This window comes from Klebsiella sp., assembly GCF_027492335.1.
In the GTDB taxonomy this organism is placed as follows: Bacteria; Pseudomonadota; Gammaproteobacteria; order Enterobacterales; family Enterobacteriaceae; genus Klebsiella; species Klebsiella huaxiensis.
Map to the genome: position 1 here is coordinate 32,467 of NZ_JAPUEW010000008.1, position 17,255 is coordinate 49,721.

Sequence of the window (17,255 nt, forward strand, 5' to 3'; positions counted from 1 at the left end):
CAACGAATGAAGGTAAGAACATGGATGATCTACTGATCTTTGGTTGTATTATTTTATTCTGCGGGCTGGTGATTGGGCCGCTCGTGGCGATTGCCGCGCTCAGGCGCAGCGCGGCGGTCCGTTTTGAGCTGGCGGCTTTGCGACGTCGGCTAGAGGAGCTTGAGCGACGCGGTGTCGCACAGGCGCCTGCGGCAGAGGCCACCGCCGTCGCACCGACAATGCCAGCGGCGGAGTCCAGTGAGCCTCGACCGGAGCCAGTGGCTGAAGCCATCGATCTGTGGCTTTCGCAGCCTAAACCAACGCCAATGCCGATGCCAATGACGAAGCCAGAGCAAGCGGCAAAATCTGCTCCCGAAACCGAGCAGCCTTCCGCATTTGGTGGAATGATATCCTCGTTGGTAGGTTGGTTTATGCAGGGCAATCCGCTGGCGAAGCTTGGTATTCTGCTGTTATTTCTTGGCCTCTCATTTCTGCTGCGCTATACCGTTGAACACGCTCTGTTCCCGCTTGAGCTACGCCTTGCGGCTGCGGCGCTGTTCGCGATTGTCCTGTTGGCTGCTGGATGGCGATTGCGGCATAAGCAACCGATGTATGCGCTGATCTTACAAGGGGGCGCGACAGGGGCGCTTTATCTCACCGTTTTTGGCGCGTTTCGCTTATGGCAGATGTTGCCGATGCCCCTGGCGTTTGCGCTACTGGTGGTAATTTGTGCGGCGAGCGTGGGACTGGCGATTTTGCAAAAAGCGCTCAGCCTGGCCATGCTGGCGAGCCTTGGCGGTTATCTTGCGCCACTGCTGCTCTCTACCGGCGGCGGCAGTCATGTCGCATTGTTCTCATTCTATCTTCTGCTGTCGGTCGGCATTCTAGCCATCAGCATTCGCCAGCACTGGCGAGAGCTTAATCTGCTTGGCCTGCTGTTTACCTTTGGCGTCGGTGGCCTGTGGGGATTGAAAGGTTATCGGCCAGAGTTTTACCTGAGCTGCCAGCTGTTCTTAATCGCCAATATGATTATTTTTGGTGTGTTGAGCGTGGTGTTGTCGCTGCGGGCACAGGAAAAAGGCAAGCAGGTGATTGACGGCGTTCTGCTGTTTGCGCCGCCGCTGGTCGGCTTTGGTATGCAGTACGCCATCACTCGACATATGGAATACGGCCCGGCGCTCAGCGCGTTGGGCTATGGTGGTTTCTATCTGACTTTAGCCTGGCTGGCGCTGCGTCGTTACCCCTCTTTAGGGAAGCCGTTGGTACTGGCTGCGCTGGCGCTCGGCGGCGCATTTACCACCCTTGCTATTCCCCTTGCGCTTTCGGCCCGCTGGACCGCGATGGCCTGGTCGCTGGAAGGGCTTGGCATCCTCTGGCTGGGTGTGCAACAGCAGCAGCGACGTATGAGCTACAGCGGTACCGCACTACTCATTTTGGCGGTTTGCAGCGCGCTCTGGGCGCAGGTGAATGATGCCACGCCGCTTTCATTGATGCTGATTTTTGCCGTACTCAGTCTTAGCTGGCTAGTTGCCGCATGGCTGTGGCGAAGCCTTCAAATACAGGGTAGCTGGGTGTTGCTTACGGGCGGGCTACTGTTCTGGATGGTAGCGCTTATCGGCGTATCGCAGTTGGCGTTGAGTCAAGGTTCGCAGATTTTATTTGGCCTGCTGGCGACGTTGGCCGGGTCGGCGTGGTGCTGGCGCGCGGTCGCCGCTCGTTTGGTCTGGCGAGAGCTGGATTTGAGCAAATGGTTGCTATGGCCAATGATGCTGATGGTACTGTTGTATCAGCTATCCCAACAGCAGATTTTCTCTGCTGGTTGGCAAAATCTGGCCTGGTGTGTGGCGCTACCCGCGGCGGTAGCCCTGCTCTGGTGTGATGGGCATTCATTACCGCCGCGCATAAGTCAGCTTACTCACCTGTCATTGTTCTGGATGATTTTGCTGGCGCTGGCAATGGAACTGTTTTGGTTTACGCAGGATTTGCCGTGGGGGATGTCGGCCTGGGCGAGCGGATTAATGATGGCGGCAGGCGGGGTGTTGATCTTCCTGATTTATGAAGCGGTCCGTCGGCAAATCTGGCCATTCCGGGAATGGCCGGCGCTGTATACTTCTCAGGCGATGATACCGGTGGCGATTGTGCTGGGGTGCTTGTTAACGCTGACGAATTTGCAGGATGGTGCAGTCTATGGCCAGACTTATTTACCGTTTATTAACCCACTTGAAGAGGGCGCGGTTTTCGCGCTGCTTGGGCTGACGGTTTTTTATCGCGTTTCGCTGCGTTATTTTCCGGTGCAGTTATCGGTATGCCGCCCCTGGCCTGTTATTGCTCTGCTAGCGCTTGGTTTCTGGTGGCTGAATGGCCTGCTGCTACGCGCCCTGGCCTGGTACGGCGAGGTAGCCTGGAATGTAGAGGCGTTGTGGCATTCACGCTTGGTTCAGACCACTTTTGCGCTGGTCTGGACGCTGGCGGCGCTGGCGGTAATGTTGCGTGCGACGCGGCGGTTTTCACGCCGCGAATGGTTATGCGGCGCGGCGTTGTTAGGCGTTGTTATTGTGAAACTGATGCTGGTGGATAGCGCACGTGGTGGCGGTCTGGCGCGGGCTGTTGCGTTTATCGGCGTGGCTATTTTGGTGTTGATTGTCGGGTATTTTTCCCCGTTACCGCCCAAAGCAGGAGAAGAAAAATGAAATGGATGAAAACGGTACTATGCGGTTTGTTGCTGGGCGTAACAGGGGCGGCGATAGGTGGCGATGAGGTACGAGAAACGCCTCAGGACTACGCACAGGGAGTGATGCTGAAAACCACTAGCGCGTCGCCATGGTATCGCGTTGAGCTTCCTCAGCCAATATATCAGGGAACGGCATGGCCTGATTTGCGCGATGTACGGGTATTTAATCATCAGGGAGATACCGTGCCGTTTGCTCTGCAAGCACAGAAGGCGCAGCCCGCTACGCCCGAAGCGATGACGCTAAGACTCTTTCCTCTACAAATGTCGCTGGTTCCACCGCGTGAAGAGGGGCACCGTAGTGGGGAATCTTTAGTCCTGCGCTCCACAACGGGGATTGAAATTCGTCTGGAAAGTGATGATGTCAGGGCGCTTGGGCAGAGCTATTTATTGACTCTGCCGGAGGATAAAACGGACGCTTTTGCGCTGGCTCAGCTGCATCTGAACTGGGACTCGCCAGCGGAAAACTGGCAGGGGAAAGCGTCGCTATACACCAGTCGTGACTTGAAGTATTGGCGTCCTCTCCAGGAGGATGCTCCGCTTATGGATCTGGCACGTGAAAACGATCGTTTGAAAATGGACACGATTAGCGCCAACCTCACGCTCTCTGCGGAGGGGAATCGTTATCTGCTGGTGATCTTTGATGCGCAAAGCAAGGCGATAGTATTAAAAGACGTAAAAGCACTGGCTGAACGTAGAGAGCCTGAGTCTACGCGCATTGAGATAAATGCTCAGGCGAGCAAGATTTCAGACGAGGAAGCTGTCTGGCGCTGGAGCCGGCCTCAGCCGCTGACTTCGCTCAGGGTGATTCTGGACAACGATGGGGTATTACCCGCCGAACTGAGCTGGCGCAGCGGCGAAAAAGATGCCTGGCAGCCGCTGACGAAAACTGTGCTATATCAGCTGGAAGGCAAGCGTTCGGAGGATATTCAGCTTTCAGGCCAACTGGTGGAAGCGGTGCGGATGAAGGCGATTAACGCCAGATTACCGGAACAACTGCCAGCGGTAAGCGGTGCGCGCGATCAATACCAGGTGGTCTTTAATACCCAGGGGAAAGTGCCCTATATGCTGGCCTGGGGTAACCGGGCGGCGCAAAAGGCAGATGTCGGGATCGACATGCTGATCCCTGCGTCGCTGCATAAAAAGCAGGCTGTGAATGAGCTACCTCTGGCGGTCGCGCAAGAAAGCGTGATGCTGGGCGGCGAAGCGCGATTGACGGCGACGTCGGCTGCAGAACAGCAAAGCAAGTGGAAAACGCTGCTGGTATGGGGAGCGCTGATATTGGGTGTTGCGGTTCTGGCGCTGATGGCGTGGCGAATCTGGCGTGAAGTGAAAAAAGACGGTACGGCATAAAACAAAAAAGGCCCGCATCTGCGAGCCTTTTTTTGAAACGTCTGCCGATTACAGGCTGGAAACGTTCTCGGTCAGGTATTTAGCAACGCCTTCCGGAGAAGCGGCCATACCTTCTTTTCCTTTTTCCCACTGTGCCGGGCAAACTTCGCCGTGCTCTTCGTGGAACTGCAGCGCGTCAACCATACGCAGCATTTCATCGATGTTACGGCCCAGCGGCAGGTCGTTAACCACCTGGTGACGAACAACGCCGTTAGCGTCGATCAGGAAAGAGCCACGCAGGGCAACGCCTTCGTCCGGATGCTCGATACCGTACGCTTTCTGGATTTCGCGTTTGATGTCAGCAACCATTGCGTATTTAACCGGACCGATACCACCCTGGTCGACCGGAGTGTTACGCCATGCGTTGTGCACGAACTCGGAGTCGAAAGAAACGCCAACCACTTCTACGCCGCGTTTCTGGAATTCTTCATAACGCTTATCAAAAGCGATCAGTTCAGACGGGCAAACGAAGGTGAAGTCCATCGGCCAGAAGAACAGGACGGTAGCTTTACCGCTGGTGTGCTGTTTGAAATTGAATTTCTCAACGATTTCGCCGTTACCTAATACTGCTGCCGCGGTAAAATCCGGAGCCTGACGAGTAACCAGAACCATATGATTCTCCTGTTAATACTAAGGTTAATTGGAACGCAACGCGGGCAAGTATAGGGAGAGGGGCGGGGGAACTCAACGTGACGCTGACAATCGATGAGATAGGTTTTGTCTATCAATCGTTATTTAAAAGCGCTTTTCAGAATAGTCTTTTGCGGGAAAAGAGCAATCATTTATAGCTCACGTTTTTTTGCCTGCGCCATCATCTGCGGATAGAAGCGCCAGAACTGCTGCTCAAGTCGATCGTAGTGCGTATCCAGATCCTGCCAGGAGTCGCGCAGGGCATCAAGGCGCGGGCGGCGGCTGGCCATACCGTTGAGCACGCGCTGAATAAAATCCATGTCCTGGTAGCGTTCAAGCCAGCGCTCTGACCAGAGGTATTCGTTGAGATTCACAAAGCGCGGCGGAGAATCGGGCAGGATCTGCGCTACCTGAGTATGCGCATAGCGAACGAACTCGGTCAGCGGCATCTCAGGAGAAATGCGTTCCCAGTGGTGCGACAGAAAGTGATCCCACATTACGTCGAGAGTAATCGGCGCGACGCGGCGGGTCTGCGGGCGGAACCACTCGCGGGCTTCTTTCACTTCTGCCAGGTTGTCGGTCATCACATCGATACGCCGGTGCATAAAAATGCCGTCAACGATATCGGCGGGGTAATCATGTTGCGGATTGCCGCGAACAAAGTCGGCAAGCAGGTTGCCTGGCAGCGAGCTATCCGCAAGGTGGGCGAGGTGTAAATGCGCGAGAAAATTCATATCGACTTCAATCCTTCACATGGTCACTGACCGTTTTGCCGTTCTTGCAGGTTAATTATTGTGTTCAGCTATTATATCCGGCGTTGAGTAGGGTAACGGTTGCAGGGAGAACCTCCCGGCACTAGACTACCCGCCTCTTTATTAAGTCTGAGTTACCGTCATGCGCGTTGCCGATTTTTCCTTTGAATTACCCGAATCCCTGATTGCCCACTATCCCATGCCTGAGCGCAGCAGCTGCCGCTTGCTGTCACTAGATGGGCCGACGGGCGCGCTGACGCACGGTACTTTCACCGATTTACTCGATAAGCTCAACCCTGGAGATCTGCTGGTCTTTAACAATACCCGCGTGATCCCGGCCCGTCTGTTTGGCCGCAAAGCCAGCGGTGGCAAGATTGAAGTGCTGGTCGAGCGTATGCTCGATGATAAACGTATTCTGGCACATATTCGCGCTTCTAAAGCGCCGAAACCCGGTGCCGAGCTGCTGCTCGGTGATGATGAAAGCATTAACGCCACCATGCTGGCGCGTCACGGTGCGCTATTTGAAGTCGAATTCAACGACTCGCGCCCGGTACTGGATATCCTTAACGCCATCGGCCATATGCCGCTGCCGCCATATATTGACCGCCGGGATGAAGAAGCAGACCGCGAGCTGTATCAAACGGTCTATAGCACTAAGCCTGGCGCTGTTGCCGCGCCGACCGCTGGTCTGCACTTTGACGACCCACTGCTGGCGGCACTGCGCGAAAAAGGTATCGAAACGGCGTTCGTTACGCTACACGTGGGAGCCGGGACGTTCCAGCCGGTGCGCGTAGATTCAATCGAAGACCACATTATGCATTCCGAATATGCGGAAGTGCCGCAGGATGTGGTCGACGCGGTTCTGGCGGCAAAAGCGCGCGGCAACCGGGTGATTGCCGTTGGAACAACGTCGGTGCGCTCGCTGGAAAGTGCGGCCCAGGCGGCAAAAAACGACCTGATTGAGCCTTTTTTCGACGATACGCAGATTTTTATCTATCCTGGCTATCAGTACAAAGTGATAGATGCGTTAGTGACCAACTTCCATCTGCCTGAATCGACACTGATTATGCTGGTTTCTGCGTTTGCTGGTTATCAGCACACCATGAATGCCTATAAGGCTGCGGTAGAACAAAATTATCGCTTTTTTAGCTACGGGGACGCGATGTTTATCACGTACAATCCGCAGGCTATTTTTGAGCGTGTTGGGGAATAAGTCCGCGACACGAGTGTTTAACGTCAGACTGTTTTTCTGACGCAGGAGTAATAATGAAATTTGAGTTAGATACCACCGATGGTCGCGCGCGTCGCGGCCGTCTTGTGTTTGAGCGCGGCGTTGTTGAAACGCCAGCATTTATGCCCGTCGGCACTTACGGCACCGTAAAAGGGATGACGCCGGAGGAAGTGGAGGCGACCGGCGCGCAAATCATCCTCGGTAATACCTTCCACCTGTGGCTGCGTCCGGGCCAGGAGATCATGAAGCTGCACGGCGACCTGCACGACTTTATGCAGTGGAAAGGGCCGATCCTCACTGACTCCGGCGGTTTCCAGGTCTTCAGCCTCGGCGATATTCGTAAGATCACCGAGCAGGGCGTGCACTTCCGTAACCCGATCAACGGCGATCCGATTTTCCTCGATCCTGAAAAATCGATGGAGATTCAGTACGATCTCGGTTCCGACATTGTGATGATCTTCGACGAGTGTACGCCTTATCCAGCGGACTGGGATTACGCTAAGCGCTCGATGGAAATGTCTCTGCGCTGGGCCAAACGTAGCCGCGACCGTTTTGATGGTCTGGGCAACAAAAATGCGCTGTTTGGCATTATTCAAGGCAGCGTTTACGAAGATTTACGTGATATCTCTGTTAAAGGTCTGGTAGAGATTGGCTTTGATGGCTACGCTGTCGGCGGTTTGGCTGTTGGCGAGCCGAAGGAAGATATGCATCGTATTCTGGAGCACGTCTGTCCGCAGATCCCAGCCGACAAACCGCGATACCTGATGGGCGTCGGTAAGCCGGAAGATCTGGTTGAAGGGGTGCGTCGCGGGATCGATATGTTCGACTGCGTCATGCCGACGCGCAACGCGCGCAACGGCCACCTGTTCGTCACCGATGGCGTGGTGAAAATCCGCAACGCGAAGCACAAGAGCGATACTGCGACGTTGGATGCGGAATGTGATTGCTACACTTGTCGCAATTATTCACGCGCTTACTTGCATCATCTCGACCGTTGCAACGAAATATTGGGCGCGCGCCTCAATACCATTCATAACCTGCGTTATTATCAGCGCTTAATGGCTGGTTTACGCAAGGCTATCGAAGAGGGTAAATTAGAGAGCTTCGTGACCGATTTTTACCAACGTCAAGGTCGAACTGTTCCACCTTTGAACGTTGACTAATTTTAATAATGAGGGAATTTCAATGAGCTTTTTTATTTCTGATGCGGTAGCAGCAACCGGTGGCGCAGCGCAGGGCAGCCCGATGTCTCTGATTCTGATGCTGGTGGTGTTTGGTCTGATTTTTTACTTCATGATCCTGCGCCCACAGCAGAAACGCACCAAGGAACATAAAAACCTGATGAACTCCATTGCCAAAGGCGATGAAGTGCTGACCAACGGTGGCCTGGTTGGGCGTGTGACTAAAGTTGCGGAAAGCGGATACATCGCTATTGCGCTGAACGATACCACCGAAGTGGTTATCAAACGTGACTTCGTAGCTGCCGTTCTGCCGAAAGGCACTATGAAAGCGCTGTAATTACCCATTTTCCCTAAGGGAACTGCCGTGTTAAACCGTTATCCTTTGTGGAAGTACGTCATGCTGGTCGTCGTTCTTGTCGTCGGCTTAGTGTATGCGCTTCCCAACCTGTATGGTGAGGATCCGGCTGTTCAAATCACTGGTGCGCGCGGCGTCGCCGCCAGTGAGCAAACGCTGATCCAGGTCCAGAAAACACTACAAGAAGAAAAAATTACCGCGAAGTCTGTGGCACTGGAAGAGGGCGCAATTCTTGCGCGCTTCGACTCCACCGATATCCAGCTGCGCGCGCGCGAAGCGCTGATGGGCGTGCTGGGTGACAAATACGTCGTGGCGCTTAACCTTGCTCCGGCAACCCCGCGCTGGCTGGCGGCCATGTATGCCGAACCGATGAAGCTGGGTCTTGACCTGCGCGGCGGCGTGCACTTCCTGATGGAAGTTGACATGGACACCGCCTTGGGCAAACTGCAGGAACAAAACATCGACAGCCTGCGCGGCGAGCTGCGTGATAAAAGCATTCCTTACGCGACCGTGCGCAAGGAAGACAACTATGGTCTGAGCATCGCTTTCCGCGATAGCGCGGCCCGCGACCAGGCTATCTCATATCTAAGCCCTCGCCATCGCGATCTGGTTATCTCTACTCAGGGCAGCACTGGCCTGAAAGCGGTGATGACTGACGACCGTCTGAAAGAAGCCCGCGAATATGCCGTTCAGCAGAACATCAATATCCTGCGTAACCGTGTAAACCAGCTGGGCGTTGCCGAACCTCTGGTTCAGCGTCAGGGTTCCGATCGTATTGTGGTTGAGCTGCCAGGTATCCAGGACACCGCGCGCGCGAAAGAGATTCTGGGCGCGACCGCGACGCTGGAATTCCGTCTGGTTAATACCAACGTTGACAGCTCTGCAGCGGCTTCCGGCCGTGTACCGGGCGACTCTGAAGTGAAGTTTACCCGTGAAGGACAGCCGGTTGTGCTGTACAAGCGTGTGATCCTCACCGGTGACCATATCACCGACTCAACGTCGAGCATGGATGAGTACAACCAGGCGCAGGTTAACATCTCTCTGGATAGCGCTGGTGGCAACATCATGTCTAACTTCACCAAGGACAATATCGGTAAACCGATGGCGACCCTGTTTGTGGAGTACAAAGACAGCGGTAAGAAAGATGCCAACGGCCGTGCGATTCTGGCGAAAGAGGAAGAGGTGATTAACATCGCCAACATCCAGTCTCGTCTGGGTAACAGCTTCCGTATTACCGGTATCAGCAACCCTACTGAAGCGCGTCAGCTCTCTCTGCTGCTGCGTGCCGGTGCGTTGATTGCGCCGATTCAGATTGTTGAAGAACGTACCATTGGTCCAACTCTGGGTATGCAGAATATTCAGCAGGGTCTGGAAGCGTGTCTGGCCGGTCTGGTGGTCTCTATCCTGTTCATGATCTTCTTCTACAAGAAGTTCGGCCTGATTGCGACCTCAGCGCTGATTGCCAACCTGGTGCTGATTGTCGGCATTATGTCCCTGATTCCGGGGGCGACGCTGACCATGCCGGGGATTGCGGGTATCGTGTTAACCCTTGCGGTAGCGGTCGATGCGAACGTTCTGATTAACGAACGTATTAAAGAAGAGCTGAGCAACGGGCGTTCCGTGCAGCAGGCGATTCATGAAGGCTATGCTGGTGCGTTCAGTTCCATCTTTGATGCCAACATTACGACGCTTATCAAGGTCATTATCCTGTACGCGGTCGGTACCGGTGCCATTAAAGGGTTTGCAATCACCACCGGTATCGGTGTTGCGACCTCAATGTTTACCGCTATCGTCGGCACCCGTGCCATCGTGAACCTGCTGTACGGCGGCAAGCGCGTTAAAAAGCTGTCTATCTGAGGAGTGCGTTGTGGCACAGGAATATACTGTTGAACAATTGAACCACGGCCGTAAAGTCTGGGACTTTATGCGCTGGGACTACTGGGCCTTCGGCATTTCAGGTTTTTTGCTGATTCTGTCCATTATTATTATTGGCGTGCGCGGGTTTAACTGGGGTCTGGATTTCACCGGCGGTACGGTGATTGAAATTACCCTCGAAAAACCTGTTGATATGGACCAGGTGCGTGTGTCGCTGCAGAAGGCGGGCTTTGAAGAGCCGCAGCTGCAGAACTTTGGCAGCAGCCGCGACATCATGGTCCGTATGCCGCCGGTGCATGACGCCAACGGTAGTCAGGAGCTGGGCAGTAAGGTCGTTACCGTGATTAACGAGTCGACCAGCCAGAACGCAGCGGTTAAGCGTATTGAGTTTGTCGGACCGAGCGTCGGGGCAGATCTTGCGCAGACCGGTGCGCTGGCGCTTATTGCTGCGCTGGTGTGTATCCTGATCTACGTCGGTATTCGCTTTGAATGGCGTCTGGCTGCGGGGGTCGTTATCGCGCTGGCGCACGACGTGGTGATTACCATGGGCGTGCTGTCGCTGCTGCACATCGAGATTGACCTGACTATCGTGGCATCGTTGATGTCGGTTATCGGTTACTCGTTGAACGACAGTATCGTGGTATCTGACCGTATTCGTGAAAACTTCCGCAAGATTCGCCGCGGTACGCCGTACGAAATCTTTAACGTGTCGTTGACGCAGACGTTGCACCGTACCTTGATCACATCCGGGACCACCTTAATGGTTATCCTGATGCTGTATCTCTTTGGTGGCCCGATTCTGGAAGGCTTCTCGCTGACCATGTTGATTGGTGTCTCTATTGGTACGGCTTCTTCTATCTACGTGGCGTCCGCACTGGCGCTGAAGCTGGGCATGAAGCGCGAGCACATGCTGCAGCAGAAAGTCGAGAAAGAAGGGGCAGATCAGCCGTCAATTCTGCCGTAAGGCAATTGTACGTTGATAAACGAATCCCGGTCGCAAGGCCGGGATTTTTTTATTACAGTTGGCCGGATTTTGGTTACTCTCCAGTATCAGCGTGAAATGACATGGAGAATTGCCAATGGCTGTCGTAACTCTTTCCCCCGTTGCTCAACCTACCCTCTGGCACGATGTGCCTTGCGTTACTCTCAACGATGAGACTTTGCGTCAACGCAGGGCTAAGGTGCTGGCGAATATGCGTCAGCAAGCGTTAGACACGCTTATTGTGTATGCCGATAAAGAGCATGGCGGCAATTTCGAGTATCTCACGGGCTTTATTCCCCGTTTTGAAGAGGCGCTGCTGGTACTGCATCAGGACGGAGAGGCGGTACTGGTGTTGGGTAACGAAAATCTTAAGCTTGCAGGCTATGCCCGGCTGGATAACCGGGTCATCCACGCGCCGTGGTTTTCGTTGCCGAACCAGCCGATGGAAACTAGCAAAACGCTGACGCAGTTGCTGCAGGATGCGGGAGTAATAGCGGAAAAGAGGATCGGGCTGGCCGGTTGGAAATTATTCACGGGTGTAGCTGACGACCGTTCGCAGATGTTTGATCTACCCGCTTTTATCGTTGATGCCATTCGCCAGGCTGCCGGGCCGCAGGCGAGATTAACCAATGCCACCGGCATTTTTATCAACCCGGCAAGCGGGGCGAGAATCACCAATAATGCCAATGAGCTGGCGCACTATGAGTATGGTGCCAACCTGGCCTCAACTGCTGTTCTGACCGCCCTTAACGCTATTGCACCAGGAAAAAAGGAAAAGCAAATTGGCGCGCTGCTGGCGGCGGAAGGCCAGCCTAATAGCGTGGTGATGATTGCTGCTACCGGCGATCGCTTTGCTCACGCGAATCTTTATCCCGGTGACAAGGTTATTCAGCATGGGGATAAGTTCTCGCTGACCACCAGCTTCAAAGGCGGGCTAAGCAGCCGTGCTGCCTATGTGGTGGCGGATGAGAGCGAACTTGCGCCCGAAGTAGCGGATTATCTCGAGGTGGTGGCGAAGCCCTATTTTAATGCGGTGGTTACCTGGCTGGAAAATCTGCGTATCGGCATGCGTGGTGGCGATATGTATGCGCTAATCGAGCAAGTGTTGCCGAAGGCGGAGTATCACTGGCATTTGAACCCAGGACACCTGGTCGCTGATGAAGAGTGGCTGTGCTCGCCTATTGGACCCAATTCAACGGCATGCTTACAGAGTGGAATGATACTGCAAATTGACATCATTCCTTCCCGGGCGGGCTATGGTGGCGCAAGCATTGAAGATACCGTGGCGCTTGCAGATAGCGCACTGCGTCAGGTGCTGGCGCAGAACTACCCCGAGCTTTGGCAACGAGTGGTCGCCCGCCGGACGTATATTCGCAAGCATTTGGGCATCTCGCTTCCTGAAGAAGTGCTGCCATTTTCCAACACCGTGGGATACCTGCGTCCGTGGCTGTTAAACCCCGATTGTGCGCTGGTTTGCACACCATACTGACATAATGCTGTCAGTAGCCCTGTCATACACTCCTCCTGAACCCAAACAATGGACAGGAGGATGTATGAACAACGTGATTAACTGGTTTGAAATTCCGGTCGCGGATATGGATCGTGCCGTGGCGTTTTACGAGCCAGTGATGCAGGTAACGCTGAAGCGGGAGAATATGGACTGTGCTGAAATGGCGGTATTTCCTTATCAGGATCCTGCTCCTGGCGGTGCGCTGGCAAAGTTCGACGGCGTTAAGCCTTCCGATCAGGGATGCATTATCTATCTACATACTGACAATCTGGCGGCTACGCTCGATCGTGTAAATTCGGCGGGCGGAAGCTGCGTTTTTGGCCCGCTTGAGCTGGCGGATGATATCGGCACTATTGCCCTGTTTATCGATAGCGAGGGTAATCGGATAGGTCTTCACCAACCAGCGTAAATGAGATAACAAAAATGAGCCGACGCGCCGACCGCCTTTTTCAAATCGTCCAGATCCTGCGGGGGAGAAGGTTAACTACTGCCGGACTGCTGGCCGAGCGGCTTGGTGTGTCGGAGCGCACGATTTACCGTGATATTCGCGATCTGTCGCTCTCTGGCGTGCCGGTGGAGGGGGAGGCAGGAAGCGGCTACCGACTACTGGCGGGCTACGATTTACCGCCGCTGATGCTGACGACCCAGGAGTCCGAAGCGCTGGTGGCGGCGATTCGGATGCTGCAGACCTGGGGCGGCGCGTCGTTGTCTCAAGCGCTGGAGTCGGCGCAGGAAAAAGTGCTGGCGATTTTGCCCGCGGAGAGTCGGCGCAAGGCGGAACAGTCGCGCTTGTTTGCTCCGGATTTTGGCGCTCAGGGCTACACTAAAGACCAGTTTGATTTAGTTCATCGGGCGGTCTCTGGACAGCAGGCGCTGGCGCTAAACTATCGGGATGAAGCTGGAAACGTGTCGCAGCGTGAAGTGTTGCCGCTGGGGCTTTTTTTCTGGGGCGAGCGCTGGCTGCTGGTAACCTGGTGCGAGCTGCGTGAAGATTATCGCTGCTTTCGCCTTGATCGTTGCCTGGATATTGTTGTGACCGGGCGTCATTTCAGCGAAAGAGCCGATCGTTCATTGAGTGATTTTATGCGCAAGGTGAGATGCGAAGATCGTTAAATATGAGGTATCCCCGGCGCGGACGCCGGGGAAAACAGAGCAGATTAGAAGTTGTAACCGACTACGAGGTAACCACCCCAGCCGGTAGAACGGACGTTAAAGTCGCCGTTGCCGAAGTTCAGCTTAGCGTCGTCCGCCCACTGGCCGCCATTGTGCCAGTAACGCGCCACGACAGAGTAGTGCCAGTGATCGTAGTTCAGGGCCAGGATATGGCTGGAAGCGATGGAGTTGCTGGTGCGCGCATGCTTGCCGTTCATATCATAGAAGTTGTCATCGCCCAGATCGGAACCCCAGTCAAAGTTGGTGAAGCCGATATAGCTCAGTGAACCGCCCCACAGATCGGTCAGCGGTACAAAGTATTTCACTTTGAAACGGTAACCGTCCCATTCGTTTTCGTTCGATGCTTCGTAGTTTTGCCACTGGTATTTAGCGTACACGTTCAGGGAGAGACTCATCGGCAGACCGGTGTCGATATCGGTACCCAGACCCATATACCAGGTGCTCTGACGACCAGACTTATTACGGCCCATATCGTAGATGTAGTTGTTAGCGAAATACCACTCTTTGAACGGACCGAAGCTGAGGTCGGTACCGGTCAGTTTGTCGATAGAGAAGCGTGGTTCAATTTCCATAAACAGCGGCGAACCGTGGTTCCAGATACCTTTTGCGTCGGTGTTACCACCGAAGAAGACCGGCGCATCCATATAGCCATAGAAATCAAACCAGTCTTTCTTGGCGAACGCTTCATATTCCAGATAGGTATCGTTACGGATCTGCGGCCCAAAACGGGTGTGATAGCTACCCACCACGTTTACACTCTGGTGCCACCAATCAGACAGATACTGCGGTTTGTCGTTTTCTGCCGCGCTGACAGAGAAAGATGCGGAGAGCGCAAAAGCGGCGCCCGCTGCCAGTAATGTTTTTTTCATAATGATGCCACTGTTTAAATTAAGCCTGAAGGCGTTAAAAGAATCGCCGAAGCGTTTCTAAATATTTCGTATTTCTGTGGCGTCTATTATAGGAATCATTGCTCACAAAAATATGTGTTGTTTCACATAACGAACATACACGTAATCGATTGCGTTCACGATTTTATGCATTTCTTGACAAAATGCCACTGAAATTCATAAATGCTGTCAATTTTTAGTGAACCGATCGGGAAATCTGTAAATGGATTTTCAATGCGGGGAAATGCCGGATGTTTATGGCATCCGGCGGAAGGTGTTACTGCATGTTGGCAGGCTGAATATCGTGGATACGGACAAAACCGACTTGTTTCGGCGTGACGCCATTGAGGCGCAGTGGAATATCGACATCGCTCGGTGCCAGCGTGCTTGCCGGGGCGCTAATCAGCTGATCCTGCACGTTCACTTCCTGATAATTCTCAGTCGTACCGCTGATTTGTCCTGAAGCTACGGTTGCGCTAAATGCCGGCAGCGGATCGTTAGATTCGCCCTGAACGCGCAGCATCAGCCTGGTACCGTCACCATCTGGCGTGATATTGAGCAGCGACATGCGCAGAGTACCGATCTGGCTGTTCAATCGCGCTGGCGTTTTTGCGTCCGGCAGCAGATAAACGCCGCGGGTCGATTTTGCATTCAGGACGTTTTGCTGAGTAATTTTTACCGTTTGCTGATTGAGCTGAGTCATTTCTTTGCTCAACGTACTCACGCTCTGGTTCATCTGGCGGACTTCGCTTTGCTGTGCACAGGCGCTGAGGGTGAAAAGGCTACCCATAATGGCCAGTTTTAAATAACGTCTTGTCATGGTTGGGATTCCGTTAACAGAGGATGCTTAATGGTAGACTGTTCGGGTAAGCGCACTATAGATCCTTTATCTCAAAAGCTCTTCCTTTGTTGTCTCGTCACTTCGCGGTAAACTACCTGTTAGTTTAATTACATGTCAGGACGCGCTATGCATTGCCCTTTCTGTTTCGCCGTAGATACCAAAGTTATCGACTCTCGTCTGGTGGGCGAGGGCTCTTCCGTGCGCCGCCGTCGCCAGTGTCTGGTCTGTAATGAGCGTTTTACGACGTTTGAAGTGGCGGAGCTGGTGATGCCGCGGGTCGTAAAAAGCAATGATGTGCGTGAACCCTTCAATGAAGAAAAACTGCGGAGCGGAATGTTGAAAGCCCTGGAGAAACGTCCAGTCAGCTCTGACGACGTGGAAATGGCTGTTAACCACATTAAAACGCATCTGCGCGGGACCGGCGAGCGTGAAGTACCGAGCAAAATGATCGGCAACCTGGTGATGGAGCAGCTGAAAAAGCTCGATAAAGTGGCCTATATCCGCTTTGCTTCCGTCTATCGCAGCTTTGAAGATATCAAAGAGTTCGGCGAAGAGATCGCCCGCCTACAGGATTAAACTATGCTGGACGAAATGTACATGGCGCGAGCGCTCAAGCTGGCCGCGCGCGGACGCTTCACCACTCACCCCAACCCGAATGTCGGCTGCGTTATCGTCAAAGATGGCGAGATCGTCGGTGAAGGTTTTCACTACCGTGCTGGCGAACCTCACGCTGAAGTCCACGCGCTGCGTATGGCTGGTGAAAAAGCTAAAGGCGCGACGGCTTACGTCACGCTGGAGCCCTGCAGCCATCATGGGCGTACGCCGCCGTGCTGCGAAGCGCTGATTGCCGCGGGCGTTTCTCGTGTGGTTGCCGCGATGCAGGACCCGAATCCGCAGGTGGCGGGGCGCGGTCTGTACCGCCTGCAGCAGGAAGGCATTGACGTCAGCCACGGGCTGATGATGAACGAGGCCGAAGCGCTGAATAAAGGTTTTCTCAAACGGATGCGTACCGGATTTCCTTATATCCAGCTTAAAATGGGTGCGTCGCTGGATGGCCGCACGGCGATGGCCAGCGGAGAGAGCCAGTGGATAACCTCTCCACAGGCGCGACGCGATGTTCAGCGTCTACGTGCGCAGAGCCACGCTATCCTTACCAGCAGCGCGACGGTACTGACTGACGATCCGGCGCTAACCGTGCGCTGGGACGAGCTCAATGCCGACACCCAGGCATTGTATCCGCGAGAAAACCTACACCAGCCTTTACGGATCGTTATCGATAGTCAGAACCGCGTGACCCCGCAGCATCGTATCGTGCAGCAGGCGGGTGAGATGCTGTTTGCCCGCACTCACGAAGATGTTCGTCAGTGGCCGGAAAACGTGCGCAGCCTGCTGGTTCCCGAGCATAACGGCCATCTTGATCTGGTGGTGCTGATGATGCAACTGGGTAAACAGCAAATTAATAGTATTTGGGTCGAAGCGGGGCCAACGCTTGCTGGTGCGCTGTTGCAGGCCGGGTTGGTGGACGAGCTTATCGTCTACATTGCGCCTAAACTGTTAGGCACCGATGCACGCGGATTATGTGCGCTGCCGGGGCTTGAGAAACTCGAGCAAGCCCCCCATTTTAAATTCAACGAGATACGTCATGTAGGCCCGGATATTTGCCTGCATTTAATGAACGCTTGATTTCCCCGGTCAAAAGGGAAAGCAGTGCGCCGATTAATATGATAGAATCCGCCCCC

At 54.2% G+C, this 17,255-nt stretch carries 16 protein-coding genes; 12 read left to right on the top strand and 4 right to left on the bottom strand.

Features of this window, described 5'->3' with window-relative positions; genetic code table 11:
* Positions 1-20 precede the first annotated feature (20 nt).
* Complete coding sequence (locus QVF11_RS02170) at positions 21-2,669, top strand: DUF2339 domain-containing protein (RefSeq protein ID WP_287855119.1); 2,649 nt, start codon at positions 21-23, stop codon at positions 2,667-2,669.
* On the top strand, positions 2,666-4,060 hold the full coding sequence (locus QVF11_RS02175; RefSeq protein ID WP_287855120.1) for a DUF3999 domain-containing protein: 1,395 nt from the start codon (positions 2,666-2,668) through the stop codon (positions 4,058-4,060). The genes QVF11_RS02170 and QVF11_RS02175 overlap by 4 nt, the downstream gene beginning before the upstream one ends.
* A 48-nt stretch (positions 4,061-4,108) precedes the next feature.
* Here the strand turns inward: QVF11_RS02175 and QVF11_RS02180 are convergent, their stop codons facing one another.
* Together QVF11_RS02180 and acpH are read right to left on the bottom strand one after the other, a co-directional pair.
* On the bottom strand, positions 4,109-4,711 hold the full coding sequence (locus QVF11_RS02180) for a peroxiredoxin (protein WP_004099418.1): 603 nt from the start codon (positions 4,709-4,711) through the stop codon (positions 4,109-4,111).
* 170 nt (positions 4,712-4,881) lie between these two features.
* Entirely contained in the window at positions 4,882-5,463 is a 582-nt protein-coding gene (acpH, locus tag QVF11_RS02185; protein WP_287855121.1) for an ACP phosphodiesterase, read from the bottom strand.
* Between the two features lie 160 nt (positions 5,464-5,623).
* On the opposite strand from acpH, the gene queA reads away from it, so the two are divergent.
* The 8 genes from queA to QVF11_RS02225 all read left to right on the top strand — a co-directional run bounded on the left by queA (position 5,624) and on the right by QVF11_RS02225 (position 13,728).
* Positions 5,624-6,694 carry a tRNA preQ1(34) S-adenosylmethionine ribosyltransferase-isomerase QueA gene (gene queA, locus QVF11_RS02190; RefSeq protein ID WP_287855122.1) on the top strand — a complete coding sequence of 357 codons (1,071 nt, stop codon included), beginning with the start codon at positions 5,624-5,626 and terminating at the stop codon, positions 6,692-6,694.
* Positions 6,695-6,747: 53 nt separating this feature from the next.
* A complete protein-coding gene (gene tgt, locus QVF11_RS02195; RefSeq protein ID WP_287855123.1) occupies positions 6,748-7,875 on the top strand; it encodes a tRNA guanosine(34) transglycosylase Tgt in 1,128 nt (375 codons plus the stop codon).
* A gap of 22 nt (positions 7,876-7,897) precedes the next feature.
* Positions 7,898-8,230, top strand: coding sequence for a preprotein translocase subunit YajC (gene yajC, locus QVF11_RS02200; RefSeq protein WP_004099423.1), 333 nt, complete (start codon positions 7,898-7,900; stop codon positions 8,228-8,230).
* A 27-nt stretch (positions 8,231-8,257) separates the two neighbouring features.
* On the top strand, positions 8,258-10,105 hold the full coding sequence (gene secD, locus QVF11_RS02205; protein ID WP_287855124.1) for a protein translocase subunit SecD: 1,848 nt from the start codon (positions 8,258-8,260) through the stop codon (positions 10,103-10,105).
* Positions 10,106-10,115: 10 nt separating this feature from the next.
* Positions 10,116-11,087 (top strand): protein translocase subunit SecF, encoded by a 972-nt coding sequence (gene secF / locus QVF11_RS02210; protein WP_287855125.1) that lies wholly within the window; start codon positions 10,116-10,118, stop codon positions 11,085-11,087.
* Between the two features lie 115 nt (positions 11,088-11,202).
* Positions 11,203-12,594, top strand: a complete 1,392-nt coding sequence (locus QVF11_RS02215) for a M24 family metallopeptidase (protein ID WP_287855126.1) — start codon at positions 11,203-11,205, stop codon at positions 12,592-12,594.
* Positions 12,595-12,658: 64 nt separating this feature from the next.
* On the top strand, positions 12,659-13,024 hold the full coding sequence (locus QVF11_RS02220) for a VOC family protein (RefSeq protein WP_112214118.1): 366 nt from the start codon (positions 12,659-12,661) through the stop codon (positions 13,022-13,024).
* A 14-nt stretch (positions 13,025-13,038) separates the two neighbouring features.
* Positions 13,039-13,728: a helix-turn-helix transcriptional regulator gene (locus tag QVF11_RS02225; protein WP_287855127.1), complete on the top strand. Its 690-nt coding sequence runs from the start codon at positions 13,039-13,041 to the stop codon at positions 13,726-13,728.
* Positions 13,729-13,772: 44 nt separating this feature from the next.
* Here the strand turns inward: QVF11_RS02225 and QVF11_RS02230 are convergent, their stop codons facing one another.
* Entirely contained in the window at positions 13,773-14,657 is an 885-nt protein-coding gene (locus tag QVF11_RS02230) for a nucleoside-specific channel-forming protein Tsx (RefSeq protein WP_112214120.1), read from the bottom strand.
* A gap of 295 nt (positions 14,658-14,952) precedes the next feature.
* Positions 14,953-15,495, bottom strand: coding sequence for a SadB/YajI family lipoprotein (locus tag QVF11_RS02235; protein WP_287855128.1), 543 nt, complete (start codon positions 15,493-15,495; stop codon positions 14,953-14,955).
* Positions 15,496-15,642: 147 nt separating this feature from the next.
* On the opposite strand from QVF11_RS02235, the gene nrdR reads away from it, so the two are divergent.
* Positions 15,643-16,092: a transcriptional regulator NrdR gene (gene nrdR, locus QVF11_RS02240; protein ID WP_110273776.1), complete on the top strand. Its 450-nt coding sequence runs from the start codon at positions 15,643-15,645 to the stop codon at positions 16,090-16,092.
* Between the two features lie 3 nt (positions 16,093-16,095).
* On the top strand, positions 16,096-17,199 hold the full coding sequence (gene ribD, locus QVF11_RS02245) for a bifunctional diaminohydroxyphosphoribosylaminopyrimidine deaminase/5-amino-6-(5-phosphoribosylamino)uracil reductase RibD (protein ID WP_287855129.1): 1,104 nt from the start codon (positions 16,096-16,098) through the stop codon (positions 17,197-17,199).
* Positions 17,200-17,255 lie beyond the last annotated feature (56 nt).

Excerpts from the sequence above, each read along its gene's own strand:
- QVF11_RS02170 (WP_287855119.1), top strand. The coding sequence starts at position 21 with ATGGATGATCTACTGATCTTTGGTTGTATTATTTTATTCTGCGGGCTG.
- QVF11_RS02175 (WP_287855120.1), top strand. The coding sequence starts at position 2,666 with ATGAAATGGATGAAAACGGTACTATGCGGTTTGTTGCTGGGCGTAACA.
- QVF11_RS02180 (WP_004099418.1), bottom strand. The coding sequence starts at position 4,711 with ATGGTTCTGGTTACTCGTCAGGCTCCGGATTTTACCGCGGCAGCAGTA.
- acpH (WP_287855121.1), bottom strand. The coding sequence starts at position 5,463 with ATGAATTTTCTCGCGCATTTACACCTCGCCCACCTTGCGGATAGCTCG.
- queA (WP_287855122.1), top strand. The coding sequence starts at position 5,624 with ATGCGCGTTGCCGATTTTTCCTTTGAATTACCCGAATCCCTGATTGCC.
- tgt (WP_287855123.1), top strand. The coding sequence starts at position 6,748 with ATGAAATTTGAGTTAGATACCACCGATGGTCGCGCGCGTCGCGGCCGT.
- yajC (WP_004099423.1), top strand. The coding sequence starts at position 7,898 with ATGAGCTTTTTTATTTCTGATGCGGTAGCAGCAACCGGTGGCGCAGCG.
- QVF11_RS02215 (WP_287855126.1), top strand. The coding sequence starts at position 11,203 with ATGGCTGTCGTAACTCTTTCCCCCGTTGCTCAACCTACCCTCTGGCAC.
- QVF11_RS02220 (WP_112214118.1), top strand. The coding sequence starts at position 12,659 with ATGAACAACGTGATTAACTGGTTTGAAATTCCGGTCGCGGATATGGAT.
- QVF11_RS02225 (WP_287855127.1), top strand. The coding sequence starts at position 13,039 with ATGAGCCGACGCGCCGACCGCCTTTTTCAAATCGTCCAGATCCTGCGG.
- QVF11_RS02230 (WP_112214120.1), bottom strand. The coding sequence starts at position 14,657 with ATGAAAAAAACATTACTGGCAGCGGGCGCCGCTTTTGCGCTCTCCGCA.
- QVF11_RS02235 (WP_287855128.1), bottom strand. The coding sequence starts at position 15,495 with ATGACAAGACGTTATTTAAAACTGGCCATTATGGGTAGCCTTTTCACC.
- nrdR (WP_110273776.1), top strand. The coding sequence starts at position 15,643 with ATGCATTGCCCTTTCTGTTTCGCCGTAGATACCAAAGTTATCGACTCT.
- ribD (WP_287855129.1), top strand. The coding sequence starts at position 16,096 with ATGCTGGACGAAATGTACATGGCGCGAGCGCTCAAGCTGGCCGCGCGC.